We start from the raw sequence: 20,857 nt of genomic DNA on the forward strand, positions 1-20,857 counted from the left end.
ATTCATGTAGACTTATATATACAAGTCATTTAACTGAGAGGGGCTACTCAAATAACATGAAAAAACTCATCATGATGTTGGTTGCCGTAATGCTCGTACTCGCTCCGGCCGGAGGATTCATTGATCATGCCGACGCGAAAGGCTATAAGTCCGGGAAAAAATCCTTCAACTCTAATACGGCTCCTACGAACACGCAAACGCCTAACAAAGCAGATACGAATGTAAATGCTTCAACAAATAAAGGTACAACAACAACTCCTGCTGCTACAGCAAGCAAAAGCGGTGGATTCATGAAAGGTCTCATGATTGGTGGTCTGGCTGGTTTGCTGTTCGGATCCCTGTTTGGTGACATGGGTATGCTGGGCTCCATCCTTGGCTTCATGATCAACCTGATGGCGATCCTCGCTGTGATTATCCTGATCCGTAAAGTGATCGTCTACTTCAAAACCAAACGTGAGAAAGAACAGGAACTGAACGCATGGAAAAGATAACATTTTCCGAACAAGATATCATTAATGCGATCTGTATTCACGCAGCCTACAAAAAGCAATTGAAGCCACAAGACATCTCCGTCGAGCTGATGTGGGACGAAGAATACGGCTTTTCTGCTGAAGTACACTGGATGGAGCGCCAACAAATCTTCATCGAGATGAATATGATTGAAGCGATTCGCTACTATCTGGAGACCCAGATGCAGCGCAACCCTTATTCCGCCGGTATCGAGCTGGTATTGGACGACGAACAAGGAATCATCGCCCATATTACCTACTAACACTGGATATTCGTTTGTTAACCCAAGGCCAATTTGTTCACGCATGTGAGCAGGTTGGCTTTTTACATATTGAATTTGACCTCATTACGTTATATACTTTAACTTAGTGAAAATGATTATCATTACTACATTTACTTATACAGGTACATACTTTTAAAAAGGAGTTGGCCCATTGTGGAGCGCTTATACACAGAAAAGCTGGACATCGGATACGGTGAGCTTTCCATTGTCAAAGACTTGAACATCAGCATTCCTTCTGGAAAAATCACTGCCCTGGTCGGTGCAAATGGTTCTGGTAAATCGACGATCCTCAAAACTCTCGCCCGGATTATGAAACCAACAGGCGGACAAGTATTTTTGGACGGAAAATCGATCCATCAGCAATCGACCAAGGAAGTCGCCAAACAACTGGCGATTTTGCCGCAAAACCCAACCGCACCCGATGGCTTGACCGTGTCTGAGCTCGTTACCTATGGCCGCTTCCCCCATCAAAAAGGCTTCGGCTCTTTGACCAAGGAAGACAAAGAGATCATAAGCTGGGCTATCTCCATGACCGGCATGTCCGATTTCCATGATCGTCCGGTTGACCAGCTTTCCGGCGGTCAGCGCCAACGCGCATGGATTGCCATGGCACTGGCGCAAGGAACAGACATCCTGTTCCTGGATGAACCTACGACCTTCCTGGATATGGCTCACCAGCTGGAGGTTCTCAAGCTCCTACAAAAGCTGAATGACGAAGAAAATCGTACGATCGTCATGGTCGTCCACGATTTGAACCACGCTACCCGTTATGCACAGCACATGGTTGCAATCTCTCGCGGTACCGTTGTCGCTGAGGGAAGTCCTGCTGAAGTCATGACGCCTGATATGCTGCGTAAGGTATTCAACATCGAAGCAGACATCCTGATCGATCCACGCACAGGTGTACCCCTCTGCCTCCCTTATGAGCTGTCTCATGCTGTGGATCAAAAGCATCCAAACGAAAACACTCCCCAACCTGTTTACACGGAAGAGCGCAAGCTGGTTGGAGCCAGATAATTGTTAGATTTCGCAAACAAAAAGCCGGTTTTCACCACGTTTTATGGTGTAACCGGCTTTTTGCTATGCCTACTTAAAGTTAGTCACAACTCCGATATACATATACCCCGTATATGTATGTTAGTATTTGTTTGCAAGAAAAATATCCCATTTCAAAGGAGAGATCATCATGAAGGTTGCAATCTTGCTATTCGACGGCATCACCGCATTAGATGCAATTGGTCCATACGATGTATTCGCTGCTACGCTGAAATGTGAAGTGAAGTTTGTCGCTAAGAAAAAGGGGTTAATCAAGCTTGACTCCAATATGGGCTATTTACATGCCGATTACAGTTTTTCTGAAATTACTTCCGCTGATATTCTTGTTGTTCCCGGTTGCAGTCCGCCCAATTATAAAACCCCTATGAATGACGAAGAAACCCTGCAGTGGATTCGCCACATCCATGAAACAACGAAATGGACTACGTCTGTTTGCAATGGCTCTCTGATCTTGAGCGCCGCAGGCTTGTTACATGGAGCTGTAGCCACCTCTCATTGGGGATCCTTCGAACTGCTCCAATCCCTTGGAACCACTCCAACAGAGGAAAGAGTCGTTCGTCAGGGCAAAATCGTTACAGCGGCCGGTGTTTCCTCTGGTATCGACATGGCACTCCAATTAGTTGCATGGGAATTGGGAGAAGATATGAGTAAAGGAGTCCAGTTGATTTTGGAATACGATCCACAGCCACCGTTTGACTCGGGTTCACCTAAGAAGGCACCTGCTTTATTGGTAGAACAAATAAGAGGGATGTTACAGGAGTTTGCAAAACGGGAGCCCCGGGTATAAATCAGCACGTTCTAAAAAATGAAAAGGCGACAGCCTAGGGTATGTCTTGCTCCCCTCGGCAGTCGCCACTTTCTTTTTAGCCTCTTACCACTTAACTTCTTTCAAAACCTCTTCTGCCATGCTACCAGTGGAAACCAATCCGCCACCGGAGAGGTACCAGTAGTTCGCATCGAGGTAAATGATGTTGCCGTTTTTGAATGCTTTGGTGTTTTTGATCAGATCGTTTTCGATCGTTTGTTGCGCAGAAGCAGAAGCGTCTTGGTTCTTGTTCACAACGCCGCGGTCTACAACAAACAGGTAGTCCGGATCTTTTTCCATGATATATTCAGAAGATACGCTTTGACCATGACCTTCGACTTTAATGTCTTTGTCTACAGGAGTGATACCCAACTCCTTATGAATAATGCCAAAACGAGATCCTGGACCATACGCGCTCAACTTACCTTCGTTCACCAATACGATCAAGGCATTTTTACCGCTTGCTGTTGCTTTCTCATTCACTTGCTTGATAGACTCGTCGATTTTAGCCAACTCTTCATCCACTTGTGCTTCTTTACCGAAGATCGTACCCAATGTTTTCATGTTCTCTTTGAAGGATTCCATGTACTTCTCGTTGTCTACATCCATGAAGATGGTTGGAGCGATTTTGTTCAGCTCTTCATAAGCAGGCTGTTGACGGCCGGAGATGAAGATCACATCTGGCTTCATTGCGTTGATTTTTTCAAAGTCTGGTTCTTTCAAACCACCGACATTTGTGTACTTCGCATCTTTGAACTTTTCTAGGTAAGGTGGAATGTTGGAGGACTGTGCAACACCCGCTACTTCAATACCCAATTTATCTAAGGAATCCAGGATACCGTAGTCAAAAGAAACAATGGTTTTTGGATTCTTCTTCAGTTTTGCTTCACCCAATTTATGCTTGATTGTAATTTCTTCAGATGTTTGTGCAGCTTCAGGTGCTTTTGTCGCTGGTGTTGCAGGTGCAGCGTTATTCGAGCCGCATGCAGCTGTGAATACAGCCATCAGTACTGCCATAAACAGCACGAGTAGTTTTTTGTTCACTTCTCTCACCTCTATATAGAATTTAAAAGTATATAAAATTATTGATAGCTTGCTGATGAATCCCCCTTGCAGGCCGTCAAAATTTTAACGATAGGAAGATGGGACTTATGCGAAATAGACGCATATTTTGTTCTGATCGATGTCTTCAATCTTGATATCCATGTCATAGACATCTTGTAAAATAGGTCGCGTAATAATCTCGTCTGTAGAGCCTTCCTTCACGACCTTACCATTCTTGAGAGCGACGATATAATCGGAATAGACGGAAGCGAAGTTGATGTCGTGAATCACGATCACAACGGTTTTACCCATTTCGTCTACCAATCGTCGCAGTACCTTCATGATTTGGACCGAATGCTTCATATCCAAATTGTTGAGCGGCTCATCCAGAAGGACATAGTCCGTATTCTGAGCGACCACCATGGCGATGTAAGCTCGCTGACGTTGACCACCACTCAATTGGTCGAGATACTTGTGCTGAATGTCCGTAAGCTCCAGATAACGGATTGCATCATCTACATGCTTCCAGTCTTCTTTTGTCAAATTACCTTGCGAATACGGGAAGCGACCAAAGCTGACTAACTCACGGATCGTCAATCGTACTGTAATGTGGTTCGATTGTTTGAGAATCGAGATTTTTTTGGCCAGTTCACTGCTCTTTGCCTGTCCAATCTCCTGACCCTCAATGAAAACCTCGCCTTGATCCTTGGTCAACAGACGACTAATCATAGACAGCAGAGTGCTCTTTCCTGCCCCATTGGGTCCGATAAAGGACGTGATTTTTCCCTTGGCAATTTTCACAGAGACGTCTTCCACGACATATTTGCTACCATATTGTTTTGAGACATTCCGGACTTCTATCACGCTTTATTCTCCTTTAACAGAAGATAGATGAAGTAAACCCCACCAATAAAGTTGACAATGACACTGAGTGTTGTAGAAAACGTGAATACATGCTTCACAATCAACGAACCGCCAACTAGAGCAACGACACTGATTAAAGCTGAGCCTGCCAGCAAATATTTATGCTGATAGGTTTTCATAAACTGATGGGCAAGATTCGCTACCAATAATCCCAAAAAGGTAATCGGTCCGACCAAAGCTGTCGCAATGGAGACGAGGATTGCAATCACGATGAGGAATCGCTTGATGACAAAATCATATGGAATCCCCAGATTGATCGCCTGATCTCGGCCGAGCGATAACACATCTAAATACTTGATGTAACGCCAGAAGTAAATCCCAACCGCGATGACCAACACAAAGCTTATGATCAACAGGTCTGTTTTTACATTGTTGAAGCTGGCGAACATCTTGTCTTGTACGATCAAAAACTCATTCGGATCGATCAACACTTGCATGAACGTGGACAAGCTGCCGAACAACGTGCCCAAGATCAATCCGATCAATAACAGGAAGTAGATGTTTTGCCCTTCTCTTTTAAACAGGAATTTGTAAAGTAGTCCTGCGAAAAGCACCATCCCCCCTGTTGAAATCAGGAAGTTCACATTGGTGTTCATCAAAGAAGTGGTAGAACCAAAAACAAAGATCACAAACGTCTGGATGAACATATAGAGCGAATCCAGGCCGATAATGCTCGGCGTCAAGATTCGGTTGTTAGTAATTGTCTGGAAGACCATCGTGGAAAAGGCGATGATGCATCCCGTTAAAATAATGGCGAGAATTTCCTTCGCCCGCCGAGGAAGGATATAATCCCAGTTGCCACCGGCGTTAATCGTCATGAATATGGCTATTAAAGCAATGGCCACAATCGACAGGGCACCTATCTTCGCTTTCATTGTTCATATGCCTTTCTTCTCATGAGTAAGTACACGAATACTCCACTGCCGATGACCCCAACCATCAAACCGATAGAAATCTCGTATGGGAAGATAATGAGGCGTCCCAGGATATCACAGGCAAGTACAAACACCGCGCCAAGCAATGCGGTATGCCCCAAGCTTTTCTTCAGGTTGTCGCCCACGTACAGCGTCACCAGATTTGGAATGATGAGTCCCAAAAACGGAATCGCGCCTACCGTAAGAATTACAACGGACGTCACACAAGCAACGATGATCAGTCCAATGTTGACGACCTGTTTGTAGTTCAGCCCGAGGTTGATGGCGAACTCCTCACCCATTCCGGCAATCGTGAACTTGTTCGCATACAGGTAAGCGATAATCACCAGCGGAATGCTTATGTACAAAAGCTCGTAGCTGCCTTTCATGATGGTGGAGAAATCTCCGTGCAACCAAGCAGACATGTTTTGCATCAAATCGTGTTTATAAGCGAAAAACGTCGTAATGGAACCGACGATATTCCCAAACATCAATCCCACTAACGGGATGAAAATGGAGTCCTTGAATTTGATTCGGTCAAGGATCTTCATAAAGATAAACGTTCCTAAGAGAGAGAAAGCAAAAGCAACGAGCAGCTTCACCCATGGACCGGCATCTACGAAAACCAGGAGAGAGATCAATATTCCGAAGCGAACGGAATCCTCTGTCCCCGCAGTCGTGGGCGAAACAAACTTGTTTCGGGTCAACTGCTGCATAATCAAGCCGACGATACTCATGCTTATCCCTGCGATAATGATACTGATTAATCGCGGAATCCTGCTAATCCACAGCACTTGCACTTTGTCATCTGTGAGATTGAACAGATCTAACGGAGATATATCTTTCACGCCAATAAAAAGTGAAACGAACGATAGTAAAATAAGTGCTACAACCAAATATCTCTTTTTCATCGCGTCCCTACTCTTCTTACTTTTTCCTGGAGTAATGTTCTGTATTGACTCGAGTATTTACGAGAGAGAATAATTCTCATGATCATTAATAAAGAGATTCATTCTCAATTAGAACTACCTTTGTTATATTAGCACTTCTTTATCGGAAGGGAAAGCTTTTTTTCATTAGTCGGCTAATTTTTTCCTCAACCTGTCAAAATACCGACAAGAACAAGAAAACCGCCAGGGCAAAAACCCTGACGGTCCTGTTTTATTTAGATGTGTACGAGCCTTTTATGTTTAGAATGGTTCGCTCTCCGCTCCCGTCATTCTCAATTCGTACATTTCCTTCGACAGTATCAATGACCATGTCGCCGCTTTCGTCGGATATCTTTATGTCGCCCTTATGATTTCGAATAACCATATCGCCGGATTGATCGTGAATCTCTACATTTCCACCCGTATTTTCCATGAAGATATCACCCGAGTCGTCCTCGATCAGTTTGATGGCCCCAGCGTCCTTGATCATAATGTCACCGGACTGATCACGAATCTCTACCTCTCCGTTCGTATTCGTTAATCGAATATCACCAGAGTCATCCTCAATCGTGAGCTTTCCTGTTAGATTCGTCATGTCAATATCTCCTGATCCATCGGTAAGGGCTATCGGCAGCTGGGCAGGAACGATTACCGTTAGCGTCATATCTACATAGTTAACTCCGATATCTGTGTTGATTTCGGATCGTAGTGTTGCGGTATTCCCATCCTTCTCGAGTGTAAGGATGATTTCTTCGGGTTTGACATTTTTCGATTTGATATCAGCCTCGACATGAATCACTGTTGCTTTTTCATCACCTTTGACGATCAAATCGCCTGAATCCGTAACAATCTTCAACGTCTCGATGGACTCCGCAGGTAATTCAATCTGTCTTTTTTCTTCATCAATCTTGATCACGTTATTGCTGATCGTGCATCCGGCCAAACCGATTCCTACAGCGATTAGACCTACTCCTATCCACCGTTTCATTTGTTTCATTTGTTTCCCCTCGATATTGGTTATTTTTACAAGATGAAGTTCTATAACATCGTAGCAAAACAGCGTAGAAGAGAAATCAGGCTACAGCGTTGTTCTCTCGTCAGTCTGCAGACGGATATTCCATTGTAGAGATCGCGTCTTTTCCCTACACTACAGGTAAGAATATTTTCCCAATCAGATTGCTTCGGAGGGTACAACAATGGACTTGAATCGAACCCAACTTGTGATGGATGCTTTTCCGTGCTTTTCCCTTGTTCCGGAAGCTGCATGGCGCCATCCTGACATAACAGTGGAACGCTTTTCTCCCCAGCTTACCATGCAGCAGGGCCATCTGTTTGCCCACGCCACTTTTGTATTGTCAGGCAAGGTCCGCATCTATATCATCAGTGAGTCAGGACGTGAGGTTACGTTATATCGGGTACAACGCGGGGGAGTCTGCGTCCTCATGATGGCAAGTATTTTAGGTGAGACGGGCTATGAAGCGTCCGCACAGCTAGAAGAAGAAACCGAGCTGCTGCTTTTGCCTGTAGATGTTTTCAAAGACTGGATGGATCGCTATAAGGACTTGCGTCAGTTTATTTACCGAAACATGATCAACCGAATGGTCTCCGTCACGTCTCTGGTCGAGGATATTGCATTTAAACCGATCAACGCCCGCATCGCCGAATTATTGCTCCGTCGTACCACCGATTCTCGCAACCACCTATCCATCACCCATGAAGCGATTGCCATTGAGCTCGGGACTGCCAGAGAAGTAATCAGTCGGTCACTCAAGGAGTTTGAGAAAGCCGGATGGCTTCAGTTAGGACGAGGTCGAATCGCTGCTATTCACCGTGATGCCCTTCAGAAAAAGCTTTTCTTGGTGATTGGTGAGTTAGTTACAGAAGCAAACATCTTCTCTCTCTACAATGAAATCGTAGCGACTACTCATGGAATGGAGAGGATGTTTCATGTCAAAAGCACGTTCGTATTATGAATCATCAAATTTGTCACATATCCCCGAATTGATGAAATTGGCCCCTGAGGCTGCCGCTTCTTATTTTTCTTTCGAGCGCCAAGTCTACCAGCAATCTCAACAGCTCCCAGTCAAAACGAAAGAGTTAATTGCCATTGTGGTCGCTCACGTGACGGGTTGCCCCTACTGCATCGATGTTCACGTCAAAAAGTATAAAGAACTAGGCGGCACCATGGAGGAAATAATGGAGGCTCTACTCGTTGCCGCAGTGACACGTTCTGGTGCCATCTTAAGTCATGGGGTCAATGCCTTGCTCGCCTATCGTGATGCTCCTGGTAAGCCAGATTGCTTTTGCTAACTAACTATATCATCCATTTGGAAAATAAAACAAACGAATCCAGTTTCATCACGAAATGGAATTCGTTTGTTTTTTTATATATTCATCTACACTTTTTATGATCAAATGATTGCGACATTTTTCCTATCAGTGTTATGGTAAAAGTAGACTACTTACTAAGAATAACTAACCGTTTCGAAACAGGAGGTTTTATGGCTCGTATACTGATAGCAGACGACTCCCTTGTAGTACGAGATTACATGAAAATCATTTTGGAACGGGCGGGCCATCAAGTCATTGCAGAAGCGACGAATGGATTGGACGCCTATCAAAAGTATACGGCCCACCTCCCCGACGTGGTGACGATGGATATCAATATGCCAGAAATGAATGGCATTGATACCGTCAAAAAAATCATCGGCACCTTCCCCGACGCCAACATCATTATGGTCAGCACCAACGGATTAAAGCCGCTCGTTTTTGAAGCAATCAACGCTGGAGCGCGCCATTATATTCTAAAACCGATCGATGAAGAACGCCTTTTGGCTTCCATTACGAATTCTCTTTAGTCGATCAAACAAAAAAACTGAGGCACTGTAAACTGTCGCCTCAGTTTTTTCTATGAGTCTAGCGAATTTATTCCAACGGGATTCGGAAGGTAAAGCGGGTGCCCTCTCCTTTTTCAGTATCAACCTGAAGGCTTCCGCCCAACTGCTCAACCTCTTGCTTAACAATGGACAGGCCAATTCCTCTGCCCGATACGAGACTCGCATTTTCTTGCACCGTGACATGCTCCGCCAATGCCACCTTTAGCTTTTCCAGATCTCCGCCCCGCCCATCATCACGAATCGTGACGCACAGGGATGTATCCTCTTGCCAAATGCGGCATTGAATCTTGCCGCTGCGTTCTTTTCCGCAGGCCAATCGCTCTTGCTCTTCTTCCATTCCATGATCGATGGCATTGTTGAATACGTGAATCAGGCTCCTCGCAAAATTCTCGAATCGCTCCGGATCGACCAGTACTTCTTCTGCATCCCATTCGACCGGATCGATGGTCTTATTCAGACGGATAGCGAGCTCACTTACATAGTCTTCATACCGGAACAACATGTCCTTCATGGGACGATAGCGAAGCTTGCGGATGCGGTGGAGCAGCTCCTGCTGAGCTTCCCCCTGTATCAGACTGGTGATCTCATGCTCGAAGCTTTCCCATTGCTCTTTTGCAATGGTGTACACATGCTCGTTATGATCCAGGAACCCGACTCCGAGCTTGTGCCGCATGATCGACAAATCTTGTTGCATCGCGGCTTGAACCTCTGCGAATGACTCATGGGCGCGCACATCCTCGTCGGAGAGGCGTTCTTCGGACTTTGCCCATTGAATCAACCACGATTCCAAATCATGCAGCTTTTGCGGTGTATGAATCAAGTGTAGTTGGCTGAAGTCACCTTTAAATTGATGAATCTGAGCGACCAATTTGAATAGTTTCTCGGAATCCGCCATCTCTTCTCCGAGGACCCGCTTCCACCCATCCTCAAAGAAAGCGTCAAAAGATCGCAGTACCTTTTGGAAGAGCGGGAGACTAATCGCTACAGTTACGACCATATTCAACCTTTGCCATTCTCGCTCCATCTTGGATTTGAGCGCCCGTTGCTCACTCATATCAGTCAGGATCAGCATCAAGCCCTCTGGCGAATCTCGCCGATCTTCATAAATCGGCTTACATGCCAGCTTCAACGGCATTTGATTGATCTGGATTTCCGTAGGAAAAAGACTGAGATACAGCTCTTTTTGCCCTTGGTCTTTTGCTTCAAAGTACTTTTCCAAAAGGGATTCAATAAACATGCTGTCCTCTGGACGATCTGGGTATAGTAGCTCGGCGACCGACACCCCAGCCAGTTCTCGACCAAAAATCCGTAGACATTCCCGACTGTATTCAGAATGGACCAGCAGGTTTTTGGAAAAAGAAAGGAAGCCTTGTCCCGCATTGTTTAACAGATTTTTATTCGCCTGCAAAAGGGTCTGAATCTCATTGGTACGCTCTGTCACGATCTTTTCCAAGGATTGATTCCATTGCTCCAATTGATGATACAGTCTCGCATTTTCAATAAAGATCGCAATTTGCGAGAAGATCAGTCTGAGCGGCTCTGAGCGGCTTTCGTTGAACACATGTGTCGTCTCGTTGTTCTCCAAATAAATGACGCCGATCATTTTTCCTTGCTGCCATAGCGGGGAACATAGAATGGATTTCGGCTCGTGCTTCGCAATGTACGTATCGCGGAAAAAGACGCCTTCAACGGAAGCGTTGTGGAGCACCAGCATCTCTTCTGTGCGAATGGTGTAATTCACGACAGCGACAGAGAGCATCCCGCTATGTTCATACGGGACAGACTGCATGATCTCCACGTCCAAATCGACAGAGCCTGCCGCTTCGATGAGCCAGTCACCATCTTTTTTCAGCAGGAGGATTCCTTTCTCCGCCCCTGCATTGCTCATCACTGTGCGCAGCATCGTCGCCAACAGCATTTCCAGGCGAAGCTCGCTAGCAATCGTTTGCGACGCCTTGATGACACTCATTAAATCGACGAGGTCTGCTGTTTGGTCAGTCGTGGCAATCTCGGCGGAAGCTCCCAAGCTTCTTACCCGTTGCAAAAGATAAGGGTACCGTTCCCCAATCTCTCGTACCTTGGCGACCGCTCCCCAAAGCATGTAAACCTCGTGCGCCTCGGTCATGTATACCTTCGCAATCGTTTCGAGCCCGAGTGCCAAGTAATGCTGGGCGGCCAATTCATTTGCCATTGCCTCGTTTTGCAAGAAAACATCCTTTTTGGCGAGTTGAACCGCCTGCTCATAAAAAGGACCTGCTTCTTGTTTTTTCTCTGTGACACGCAGCCACTCAGCATACATCAACAACCACTTGTGCTGGAAATTTTCCGGGCATTCCTTTGCCCACGTCTTCATCTTTTTGATATTTGCTTTGATTTTTTTCCCATACTTCGATTTTTCCTGTCGGTTGGCGTTCTCATAGAGCCCCGTCAATGCAAGTGTTTGCATAAAAACTTGCTGGCTGACAAGAACTTGTCCGCTGACTGAATCCATCCATTGCTCTGCTTCGCCCAGCAGCTCGGCAGCCTCCAGGTGGTTCCCGTACATGAGATGAACCATCGATTTATAGTAGTGGTACATGTACCGCTTGTAGCTGTTTCCTTCTTTTTGCAGGTTGCTTACATATGCCACCTCGTCAAATCCATCATGGCAAAACGCCGTTCGTTCATTATCTGTCCACCGTGTAAAAGTATGCAGCGCCTGACGCAATAACAGAAGCCGATCATCGTGATCAACGACCTTGATGTGTTGAATCATATCGCTGTATTCCTCGATTTGCTGCTCCAATTCTTCCACTGGCACACCGCAATAGAGCATGGCCTCCAAAAGCCCATGGGCATTGTAGGCAGCATAAATGTTGCCGCCACCGTCCAAGCCGAGCTGAATCGCTTTTTTCAGAAGAGGGATATTCGTCCGCGCATGCTCGCACCAGTGATTGATCAGTAAAGCAAACGCGCCATACGCCTTCGTCATGGCGATCGGATCGGCGAAGCTGTCTGCTACACGGCAAGCCAATTGCCCAAATTCAAAAGCCTCTCGATAATTTCCGAATTGAGCAGCTTGTACGATCCCGTAACCGGTATAACCGTTCGCCGAGGCGACCGCGTTTCCGTGTACGAGAGACAGATGAAGAGCACGCAAAATCGTTAAAGCAAACCAATTGAGATTGACATAGTAAGCAGATGGACCTGCGTAGCTGATGATGCTCATCGCCATCTGATAATTTTCATCAGGAACATCCGGCAAATACAGCAGCTCATCTATTTTCCGGCCTTTGAGGCGGCGTTTGATGTGAAACATTTCCTTAATGATATCGAGCTTGCCGGGCTTTTTGGGAATCGGTACGCCCAATAACCCCAAGGCTTCGCTTGCGATCTCCATGACACGCGGAAATTCTGCTAGTCGCGTATACATGCGAATTTCCATTTCCAAAATACGTACTCGTTCTCGGTCTGTTTTGGCATGCTGCATCCCGCGTTCAAACAATTGTTTTGCCTCATCCAATTGGTTACAGAGGTACGTCGTCTCCGCGGACAACGCACACAACTCCATGGTCAGATCATGATTGTGCTGCCAGCCATCTTCCCCGACCAGCTCGAGACCGCGTTGGAAGTACTGCATGGCGGACTCAAATGCCGCAGAGGATTTCGCTTTTTGACCAGCGAGTAAATGACAGTACGCTACATGAATGCGCTCCGCCTGATCCTCCAGTACCTCTTTGCCCCGGTACATATGATCGCAAATTTCGAACAGGAAGCTAGATTCGCTCCCTTGTGCCATTTCCCACATCATCCTGCCCAGCTTGACGTGAATCTGTCCGCGCTCTGCCTCTGCTAACAACGAATAGGCAGCCTGTTGAATTCGATCATGCACAAAGCGGAAACGAATCATCACCTGAGGCGTCACTTCTTCTTCCACGAGCGCAGCGTAAGTCAGATATTCCGCTCCTTCAATCGGATAGATGAGACCTTCCTCAATCGCAGGCCGAATATGCTGGATGGCTTCTGACTCCGTTTGATTTCGTGAATTGGCTATCAAATGAAGAAAAAAAGAGTTACCCAGACAAGCTGCATAGCCGAGCTGCTGCTGAGTGGAATCAGGCAATCTTCTCATTTTTTCCACGAGAAAATCGGCCACATTTTCCGTCGTACCCAGCTTCTCGATTTCGGCCAAATTCCATTGCCAGTTTCGTTCTTCTCTCACATACCACAGCAAGTTCCGATCATACAGCGTTTTAATGAATTCCCTTACATAAAACGGATTCCCAGCTGTCTTCTGCATGATCATCGTAACCAGCGGCTTCGTCATATCCGGATCACTATGCAATGCATCCGCTAGCATCTCATTGAATTCGGGTTCTCGAAGCGGCAATAACGTGAATTGGCGCAAAATGCGGCTCTTGATGCCTGTCTCTGTCAAAAGGGCAATCAACGGATTCATCGTACTGCCATCATGCTCACGATAAGAGCAAATCAACAGAAAATGACTGATCTGCATATCCGCAACCAACTCTCGGATCAGGAAAAGCGAAGAAGAATCCGCCCACTGCAAATCATCCAGGAACAAGACGAGTGGATGGTCTGGTCGCGCCCAAATCCGAATAAAGCGTTGCATCACCCATTGAAAGCGATTTTTTGCTTCTGCCGCAGGCAGCTCAGGTACGGCAGGCTGTGTGCCAATCACTGCCTCAAGCTGTGGAATAACATCCACGATCACTTGACCAAGTCCTTGCATGGCGTCGAGTATCATCTCTCGCCAAGCGAGCAGCTCGCGTTCGTGGCCTGCCAAGAGCTGCTTGATCAAATCCTGAAAGATTTGAATGATAGCCGAATACGGAACGGCCTGATTATATTGATCAAACTTTCCTGAAACAAAACGTCCCCGGCCTCTCAAAAACGCTTTTTGCGCTTCTAACACAAGAGCAGATTTACCCACGCCTGCTGAGCCACTGAGGAGAACCATCCTCGTAGCGCCGTTCGTGACTTGCTCAAATGCATCGATGAGCATCTGGATTTCTTGCTCACGTCCATACAGCCTCTCCGGAATCCGCAAGTGATCAGCACGGTCTTCTAAAGCAAGCGGAAAAGGCGTAATCAAACCGTTTTGTTCAAGCTGGTCGTAGCAGCGCTGCAGGTCTGCCAGTAAGCCAGACATGCTAAAGTAGCGATCCTCTGTATTTTTTGACAGACACTTCATCACAATGTCCGATAGAATCTCTGGAACGGATGGTTTTGCACTGGAGGGAGCGAGCGGCTTTCTCGCCATATGAGCATGTATGAGTTCAAGCATGTCCGAAGTTAAGAAGGGCAGCTTTCCAGTCAATAACTCGTAGAGCGTGACACCAAAAGAATAAATATCGGAGCGGTAATCGACGGTACGATTCATTCTCCCCGTCTGCTCCGGCGAGACGTAGCGAAGATTCCCCTTCCATTCTTTTGGATTCATCACACTTTGGTATTCTTGGTGGCTCTTAGACGCCAACCCAAAGCTAACAAGCTTTACCTCATAGGTTTCAGGATGAACCAGGATATGATCGGGATTTACATCCTTATGAATGATTCCGTGCTGATGGATTTCCTTCAAGCAGGAAGCCATGCGGACCGCAATGAAGAGCATCTCCTTCAGCGACAGTCCTTTCATTTTCATAAGCAAGGAGAGCGGCACTCCCCCGAAATCTTCCGTAATCATGACCGTCTCACGGTTGTGATTAACGAGTTCGATGATCGTTTCCACTGCATGGGATTCCAATGATTGAAGAATGCGATATTCATGCTTCAGTTTCCACAGAGATTCTTTATGGGAAGATCCTTCCATCGGTACTTTGAATAAGACAGGGAGATTGTCGTTATTTCTGTAACCCCGATAAATTCCCAATTTTGAATGAGTGGAAATAAACTCTGCCACCCGATACCCTGGAACCACGATCATGCCGCTCATACTATCCACTCCATCTTTAGGTAGAACATCCTATCTTTTTAATTGTTGCCCCGGAACAATTAATCTATATTTAATCTATATTCCGTCTTAATATAATCTCTTTTTACTATTTTTCAAGGAGGTATAGTTTTGTCAAATCTAAGTCGCAGTGTAAGTAACCCACACAATAATGAAGTGGTCACCTTTTTGAAGACAACGGAAGAAACGAATGGCGAATATTTGTTATTCCGTACCGATCTTCCACCGGATAACGGGATTTTTCTACACTATCATACAAAACTTGTCGAAACCTTTGAAGGTGTAATTGGAAATTTAGAGGTAACCATTGATGGAAAAAAAGTAATCCTGAAGCCGGGAGAGAAGCTAACCATTCCGACAGACAAGGTTCATGGGTTCCACAACCCCTCTAACGAATTCGTCAGCTTCGATGTTGAAATCCGTCCGGCAGGTACTTTCGAAGCGTTTGTCCGCTGTGGATACGGACTCGATACAGACGGGCGCAGCTTTTATTTGCCAATTATCAAGCAAAATATCCCGAAAAATATTCTCCTCTTGGGAACGATCTTTCAGATGGGGCAGTTTTATCTCCCAATCATTCCGCGCTTCCTGCAAAAAGGCATGTTTGCTGTGTTCGCCGTTCTAGCTCGTTGGACTGGCTCAGATAAGTCGCTGGAAAAATACTACAAAACCTCTACAGCTGCACCAGTCTCCCATTCCAAAATCGAGCAAACAGCGCAAAAGACGATGCAAGGATAAAATGGGAAAGACACCATAAGGATTACTCCAGCTTGGTGTCCTCCACGCTTCTTATATCCACATACTCCAACCTGGATTCATTGTTTTATCATGTAAGCTCGTGTAACTGCTTCACCGTATCAGAGCGTGTAGCTGTTCTTGTACGTTGTTTTGGCACATGCCTCCATGATAACAAATGATACTATTAATTTCCAAGTTCTCGAATTTTTTTAATGAGTTTACTGCCATTTCCATATCGAGAGTGTTTTGCGGAATCGGTCCTCGTAGTGCTTCGTTCATGTAGACCATAGCATCGCCTGCTATCAAAGTCTTGCTATCTTGTACATAAAGGCTGATATGCCCCGGCGTATGTCCGGGAGTATGAATGATGCGAATTCCCCCACAATACGGCAGAATCTCTGCGTCTGCCAGTGTCTTGTGCACCATTGCCTTTGGCGGATTTTCGCAAAGCCATTGCAAGTGCTCGCGTTCCTTTTCAGGCAACATTGCAAGTAAAGGGGCCATACTTTTGGGGTTTGCTTTGAGGAGAGGGCGTGTGCCTTCAATATACGGCTGATCTAGCTCATGCGCGTATATTTCAACCTGTCCGCCAAGCTCACGAACGATTTCTGGTAGACTGCCGATATGATCAAGGTCCTGATGTGTCAAAATGATAGCCTGTAAACGCTCAGGTGGTATGCCAGCACGGCTCATCTCCTGACGAATGGTCTCCCACGAACCAGGCATTCCTGTATCCACTAATACCGCTCGGTCATCATCCCAAAGTAAGGTGGGATTGATCACCATCGGCTTGCCAAATGCCTCTCCTTGTAACGGAATCATTTTCACACCTGTGTTAGCTTTCATACCCTATTCCTCCTCACACCATTTCATCGCACAACTACTTTTTATCACGTAGCGAGGAGTTGTTTCAATATGAAAATATTTTATTATACCACAAATAAAAATATTTGTCAATATACTTTCAAGGCATCTTCTTGTACAACAAAGACCCCCGAAATACGCGGTCGCTCCTACCCGAGCAGACCGCGTTGGCGTTTTATTACCTCAAGGTGTGGTTGTCTGAACAGGCTGCCCACCCGTTGATGCATTTTGGACACGGACAGGTTGGATGTCTGGCTCGTCCACCATCAACCGATAAACCGGTACGAACACAGCCGGAGGGCGAATCGGTTCAGGCTGTGTTTCAGGTGGCTGTACGTGCGTACTCGTACCTCCCCAAACCATATAGCCTCCCCACGCTCCAGCACCTAGCAAGACAACTACGCTGGATATCACCGTAGCTTTGTGCCGAAACAGCTTCACGAATGGATTGGCTGTTTCACTGCGTACCTCGTCCAAAAGCTTGCGGAAATCAGCATTTCGGATCGCATACCACCGTTTTCGCCATTCTTTATCCCGCAATCTCTTGCCTTTCTCCTCAAGGAAGAAGGCCTTTAATGCTTGTCTGTATCCGGGCAGCAAATACTTCCCTTCAAAGAACATCCGCTGGCTCATCGTCCATTGGATAAAGGACATGGTAACGGATTCCCCACCATTTTGCTGAACATACTCCAGCAATTCTGCAAACTGGAAGCCTTCCTGACCAAAATGATCTTCCCGGTAAAAGACCAGCGGCACCTGCGGGAACTCGTCAGCATGGAGCGGTTTACTCAACATATTCTGGATCATTCTTTGCTGCACGGAAATCGCTTCCCGATCCCATTTCCGGAAAAACTCTGCCGGGTGTGGCGTGCTTCTCTCCTCGTGCAGCTTCGCCAGATTCATGAGCATTTCTTGTTTGTGGCGACTCTCCATATCCAACGTTCCGAAAAAGCTCTGTGGCTTCTCCTCCAAGAGGGCGATGAGCACTTGGAAATCATCCTTGGATAGCGTATCTAGCGCGACGAGCTTCATCAAGGACTTGTCCAGCTCATCCAACAACTCATCGGCATAGCTGCGTGCCCCATCGATGCTTTCAAAGAACTGGTGGATAGTAATAGCGGCAGTGAGCTTTTGGCGTTCACGCGCAAATAGACGCAGAACTTTCTCCGTCGTGGTAGAAACAAAAACAGCACTCCGCATAGCTTGCGGTTCTGTTTCCGTCCAAAACCGGATTTCCTTTAGCATCTGATCCAAACTGGTCACGGCGGCTACCCGCTCGGTCATATAGTCCTCAAAAAGCGGCTTCACCAGCTGTGGATAGCCGAAAATCGTCCGCATCATGAAACCAAACAGCTCCCGGTTGCTGGACAAATGCTTGTACACCTCTGCCACGTAGCTGCTCTGTCTCGAGGTCTTAGCCTTCATCAACACGTCCATCAAGAAGCGGATCAAATCCATTTGCAGGCGTTCCTGCCTGGTGACACGGTAGGATTCAATCATTTGCTTGATCGTCTCGCCGTCAGGCAGCTGTTTGGACGAAAGCGCCTCTACCTCGATCCGCATTAGCATTTCCTGAAGCTCGATCAGCCGTTTCTTACGGGTCAAGCTGCTGTGTCCCAAATAGCTGTTCAACGCCTGCCAAACGCCCGCCCGCTTGCTCTCATACACGGACGTTCGTCCTTTTTCAATCAAATACAGGGCGCACAGTTCATAGTACGTGCGAATGTTCAAGGCCAGTGCATGGTCTGCTCCAGCCAGCACTTCCTCACAAAATTCGTGGAACGCATCCAGAATCCGTGGCTCATTCACATACTCCCAAGCAAAGTCGAGGTATTCGTGTCCTCCGTCCTGCAAATCGACGTTCTGAACACGACCAAGGGCGAAGTCGAACAAAAAGTCTTTGTCGCTGTGCCCCCCTCCTGGGCGTATGCTTCCTTTTTCCACGAACGTGACGTGGATATGCTTCTTGCTCTGTGGCTCGTTGCTAAAAGTGAGAAAACCAAAATGTCTGCGCATCTCATAAGGCAGACAACTGTACAAAATCTCCAACAATTGAGTAGCACCCTTGGATGAGGCACTAATATCTACATCCAGGCTGATGAACACCTTTTTTTTCGCTGCGAGCGAGGACATCACCGCAAAGAGGAGCTGTTTGAATAAACGCTCATCGATGCCCGATTGCCCAAGCAGCTGTTTTCGATCTTGTGACAAGCCCTTTTCTGAAGGGATGTCATCGACGGCAGGAAGCTCCTTGCCCGCTGCATCGTCGTGGCGATCTGCAAAGGTGCGCACTCCGAAGATCTTGCCCGGGTTCTTGATAAATTCATCCCGACGCTCTACCGGAATGACATAGTTGTGGCTGAAAAACGTATTGCGCTGCCCGGTAAAGTCCGCTCCGACAAATACACTTCTGCCGAGAACCATCTCACCTGATTCGGACTGAAAGCTGACGAGTGCCTCTGGATAGAGCGCTTGATTGCTTTCCGCACGCTCTTGAAGCTGTCGCGGCGCATCGTACACACAAAACGGATGGAGCGCCTTTTTAATGAATTGGTTATCCAGCCCTGGCGTTTTGGCGACAGTATCGTATCCTTCGTTCGAACGGAAAACCCCTTGTCGCCCGCGGGTGTAGTACTGCTGCAAAATGGGCTGACGGTTGGTCACTACCGCTCCCTCCCCTCGATGTAATCAAGCTGGTGCATCAACCAAATAAACGGCTCATCGACACGAATCGGCGTCACGACACCACTCACCCTTTGATTGACGGGATTGCTCCCCAGCGCAGATACAGCGAAATAGGCCGTATTCGTAAAGTAAACATCCAACGCGTCTTTAAACGGTCTATCCACCTTTTCGATGAATCGGCGGATTTCCCCATCGATGTTCTCAAATTCAGTCGTATTTAAATATTGTTCATGGACGAAATTGCGGAAAACGTTGCTGTTGGACTTGATGTATTCGCCGTCGTCTTCCTTGATCAGATGCAGCATGTCGCTCTTCGTCAGCACGACAGCCGTCGGAATATGGGTCTTGCTCTGCTCCTGATAGCCGATGAAGTTCTCAAACAGCGTAATGACGACCTCACGCGGCTCGTCGTACCTTGCTGTGAATTCCCCTGGCTCATCCCCTGCTTGTAGCATGACCCGATCGCGAATCGTTTTGATTTGCAGCGGATCGACTAGGAACAGGATGCCAGACGAATTTTTTACATGCGCCGCATACAGCTCCAAATACTCGCGGTCGACCATTCCCTCGCCCGCTACGTCGAAAAACACCAGGATCAACGGTGCCTTGTCGCTATCCTTGAAAATGAACTGGAAGATGAACGGCTCCTGACGCTTTTCCTTTTGCGTAGAATCAAGCAACTGTCCGCGTTCAAACAAGGGTGCCTCGTAGTTCTCCCGGAACTTGCGGCTAATCTGCGCATTGAGCGGCATACACGCTGCATCGAAGTGATTCGCAGTCGTGTTCTGCAAGGTATGGATCAATGAGGTCATGTAAACGGACTTCCCGACTTGGGACGCCCCGACAATCGAAATAATGTTGCTCGGCGCTTTGCCCGCTGTAATCGGCAGCTCGTTGTGGCATTTCGGGCATAATCTGCGCTTGGAAACCATGCCATACCGATCAGTCACACCCGCGAGGACGTTATCGACGTACAAATGGTTTTCCTCCGGGATGGATTCCGGATCGATCACCGCTTCCAGCTCGTCGACGGCATCGAGTCCGAATTTATCCCGATACGCATTGAGAATCTCATCCTCCTGCAACGCATAGTCTTCGTCGTCCTGACGATGATGTGTGGCACGGAAGACAACTTGGTCCGGTCCGTATTTCGCGAAGCAGTACGGGCAGACAATATCGTAAAAAGGAAGCCGTTCCTTGACCTGCGGCTTCTTTTCAAACATGTTTTTCAAAAACGACAGCATGGCGCATCCCC

Annotated in this window: 17 protein-coding genes; 8 read left to right on the forward strand and 9 right to left on the reverse strand. The window is 46.9% G+C overall.

The genetic code is table 11. The features are described from left to right. Positions 1-56 precede the first annotated feature (56 nt). From ACQ5DJ_RS10855 to ACQ5DJ_RS10870, 4 genes are all read left to right on the forward strand, one after another. Positions 57-491, forward strand: a complete 435-nt coding sequence (locus tag ACQ5DJ_RS10855; RefSeq protein ID WP_429842476.1) for a hypothetical protein — start codon at positions 57-59, stop codon at positions 489-491. Next, positions 479-772 (forward strand): YxcD family protein, encoded by a 294-nt coding sequence (locus ACQ5DJ_RS10860; protein ID WP_429842477.1) that lies wholly within the window; start codon positions 479-481, stop codon positions 770-772. The genes ACQ5DJ_RS10855 and ACQ5DJ_RS10860 overlap by 13 nt, the downstream gene beginning before the upstream one ends. 174 nt (positions 773-946) lie before the next feature. After that, positions 947-1,810, forward strand: coding sequence for an ABC transporter ATP-binding protein (locus tag ACQ5DJ_RS10865; RefSeq protein WP_429842478.1), 864 nt, complete (start codon positions 947-949; stop codon positions 1,808-1,810). A gap of 169 nt (positions 1,811-1,979) precedes the next feature. Beyond that, complete coding sequence (locus ACQ5DJ_RS10870; protein ID WP_429842479.1) at positions 1,980-2,636, forward strand: DJ-1/PfpI family protein; 657 nt, start codon at positions 1,980-1,982, stop codon at positions 2,634-2,636. A gap of 84 nt (positions 2,637-2,720) precedes the next feature. Here the strand turns inward: ACQ5DJ_RS10870 and ACQ5DJ_RS10875 are convergent, their stop codons facing one another. The 5 genes from ACQ5DJ_RS10875 to ACQ5DJ_RS10895 all read right to left on the reverse strand — a co-directional run bounded on the left by ACQ5DJ_RS10875 (position 2,721) and on the right by ACQ5DJ_RS10895 (position 7,462). Then, on the reverse strand, positions 2,721-3,698 hold the full coding sequence (locus ACQ5DJ_RS10875; RefSeq protein WP_429842480.1) for a siderophore ABC transporter substrate-binding protein: 978 nt from the start codon (positions 3,696-3,698) through the stop codon (positions 2,721-2,723). A gap of 105 nt (positions 3,699-3,803) precedes the next feature. Beyond that, the gene (locus ACQ5DJ_RS10880) at positions 3,804-4,562 is read right to left on the reverse strand and encodes an ABC transporter ATP-binding protein (RefSeq protein WP_144618561.1); all 759 of its coding nucleotides are present in this window, start codon (positions 4,560-4,562) and stop codon (positions 3,804-3,806) included. Further along, positions 4,559-5,497 (reverse strand): iron chelate uptake ABC transporter family permease subunit, encoded by a 939-nt coding sequence (locus ACQ5DJ_RS10885; RefSeq protein ID WP_429842481.1) that lies wholly within the window; start codon positions 5,495-5,497, stop codon positions 4,559-4,561. The genes ACQ5DJ_RS10880 and ACQ5DJ_RS10885 overlap by 4 nt, the downstream gene beginning before the upstream one ends. Continuing rightward, positions 5,494-6,447 (reverse strand): ABC transporter permease, encoded by a 954-nt coding sequence (locus ACQ5DJ_RS10890; RefSeq protein ID WP_429842482.1) that lies wholly within the window; start codon positions 6,445-6,447, stop codon positions 5,494-5,496. The genes ACQ5DJ_RS10885 and ACQ5DJ_RS10890 overlap by 4 nt, the downstream gene beginning before the upstream one ends. Positions 6,448-6,697: 250 nt before the next feature. After that, a complete protein-coding gene (locus tag ACQ5DJ_RS10895; protein ID WP_429842483.1) occupies positions 6,698-7,462 on the reverse strand; it encodes a DUF4097 family beta strand repeat-containing protein in 765 nt (254 codons plus the stop codon). Positions 7,463-7,661: 199 nt separating this feature from the next. Here ACQ5DJ_RS10895 and ACQ5DJ_RS10900 point away from each other — a divergent pair, with 199 nt between their 5' ends. From ACQ5DJ_RS10900 to ACQ5DJ_RS10910, 3 genes are all read left to right on the forward strand, one after another. Continuing rightward, a complete protein-coding gene (locus ACQ5DJ_RS10900; protein WP_429842484.1) occupies positions 7,662-8,438 on the forward strand; it encodes a Crp/Fnr family transcriptional regulator in 777 nt (258 codons plus the stop codon). Continuing rightward, positions 8,413-8,775 (forward strand): carboxymuconolactone decarboxylase family protein, encoded by a 363-nt coding sequence (locus tag ACQ5DJ_RS10905; RefSeq protein ID WP_429842485.1) that lies wholly within the window; start codon positions 8,413-8,415, stop codon positions 8,773-8,775. The genes ACQ5DJ_RS10900 and ACQ5DJ_RS10905 overlap by 26 nt, the downstream gene beginning before the upstream one ends. Before the next feature lie 191 nt (positions 8,776-8,966). Further along, positions 8,967-9,323: a response regulator gene (locus ACQ5DJ_RS10910; RefSeq protein WP_429842486.1), complete on the forward strand. Its 357-nt coding sequence runs from the start codon at positions 8,967-8,969 to the stop codon at positions 9,321-9,323. Between the two features lie 67 nt (positions 9,324-9,390). On the opposite strand, the gene ACQ5DJ_RS10915 is transcribed toward ACQ5DJ_RS10910, so the two are convergent. Next, positions 9,391-15,297 carry an AAA family ATPase gene (locus ACQ5DJ_RS10915; RefSeq protein ID WP_429842487.1) on the reverse strand — a complete coding sequence of 1,969 codons (5,907 nt, stop codon included), beginning with the start codon at positions 15,295-15,297 and terminating at the stop codon, positions 9,391-9,393. Positions 15,298-15,426: 129 nt separating this feature from the next. On the opposite strand from ACQ5DJ_RS10915, the gene ACQ5DJ_RS10920 reads away from it, so the two are divergent. Further along, the gene (locus ACQ5DJ_RS10920; RefSeq protein WP_429842488.1) at positions 15,427-16,053 is read left to right on the forward strand and encodes a cupin domain-containing protein; all 627 of its coding nucleotides are present in this window, start codon (positions 15,427-15,429) and stop codon (positions 16,051-16,053) included. 111 nt (positions 16,054-16,164) lie between these two features. Here the strand turns inward: ACQ5DJ_RS10920 and ACQ5DJ_RS10925 are convergent, their stop codons facing one another. The 3 genes from ACQ5DJ_RS10925 to ACQ5DJ_RS10935 form a co-directional block, all read right to left on the reverse strand. Beyond that, positions 16,165-16,899, reverse strand: coding sequence for an MBL fold metallo-hydrolase (locus ACQ5DJ_RS10925; RefSeq protein ID WP_429842489.1), 735 nt, complete (start codon positions 16,897-16,899; stop codon positions 16,165-16,167). 201 nt (positions 16,900-17,100) lie between these two features. Further along, positions 17,101-19,581 (reverse strand): hypothetical protein, encoded by a 2,481-nt coding sequence (locus tag ACQ5DJ_RS10930; RefSeq protein WP_429842490.1) that lies wholly within the window; start codon positions 19,579-19,581, stop codon positions 17,101-17,103. Continuing rightward, positions 19,581-20,846 carry a TRAFAC clade GTPase domain-containing protein gene (locus tag ACQ5DJ_RS10935; RefSeq protein ID WP_017246636.1) on the reverse strand — a complete coding sequence of 422 codons (1,266 nt, stop codon included), beginning with the start codon at positions 20,844-20,846 and terminating at the stop codon, positions 19,581-19,583. Before ACQ5DJ_RS10935 ends, ACQ5DJ_RS10930 begins: the two co-directional genes overlap by 1 nt. Between the last annotated feature and the right edge of the window lie 11 nt (positions 20,847-20,857).

This window comes from Brevibacillus sp. FIR094, from assembly GCF_050477165.1.
Taxonomy (GTDB): domain Bacteria; phylum Bacillota; class Bacilli; order Brevibacillales; family Brevibacillaceae; genus Brevibacillus.

Excerpts from the sequence above, each read along its gene's own strand:
- ACQ5DJ_RS10855 (WP_429842476.1), top strand. The coding sequence starts at position 57 with ATGAAAAAACTCATCATGATGTTGGTTGCCGTAATGCTCGTACTCGCT.
- ACQ5DJ_RS10860 (WP_429842477.1), top strand. The coding sequence starts at position 479 with ATGGAAAAGATAACATTTTCCGAACAAGATATCATTAATGCGATCTGT.
- ACQ5DJ_RS10870 (WP_429842479.1), top strand. The coding sequence starts at position 1,980 with ATGAAGGTTGCAATCTTGCTATTCGACGGCATCACCGCATTAGATGCA.
- ACQ5DJ_RS10885 (WP_429842481.1), bottom strand. The coding sequence starts at position 5,497 with ATGAAAGCGAAGATAGGTGCCCTGTCGATTGTGGCCATTGCTTTAATA.
- ACQ5DJ_RS10890 (WP_429842482.1), bottom strand. The coding sequence starts at position 6,447 with ATGAAAAAGAGATATTTGGTTGTAGCACTTATTTTACTATCGTTCGTT.
- ACQ5DJ_RS10895 (WP_429842483.1), bottom strand. The coding sequence starts at position 7,462 with ATGAAACAAATGAAACGGTGGATAGGAGTAGGTCTAATCGCTGTAGGA.
- ACQ5DJ_RS10900 (WP_429842484.1), top strand. The coding sequence starts at position 7,662 with ATGGACTTGAATCGAACCCAACTTGTGATGGATGCTTTTCCGTGCTTT.
- ACQ5DJ_RS10905 (WP_429842485.1), top strand. The coding sequence starts at position 8,413 with ATGTCAAAAGCACGTTCGTATTATGAATCATCAAATTTGTCACATATC.
- ACQ5DJ_RS10910 (WP_429842486.1), top strand. The coding sequence starts at position 8,967 with ATGGCTCGTATACTGATAGCAGACGACTCCCTTGTAGTACGAGATTAC.
- ACQ5DJ_RS10915 (WP_429842487.1), bottom strand. The coding sequence starts at position 15,297 with ATGAGCGGCATGATCGTGGTTCCAGGGTATCGGGTGGCAGAGTTTATT.
- ACQ5DJ_RS10925 (WP_429842489.1), bottom strand. The coding sequence starts at position 16,899 with ATGAAAGCTAACACAGGTGTGAAAATGATTCCGTTACAAGGAGAGGCA.
- ACQ5DJ_RS10935 (WP_017246636.1), bottom strand. The coding sequence starts at position 20,846 with ATGCTGTCGTTTTTGAAAAACATGTTTGAAAAGAAGCCGCAGGTCAAG.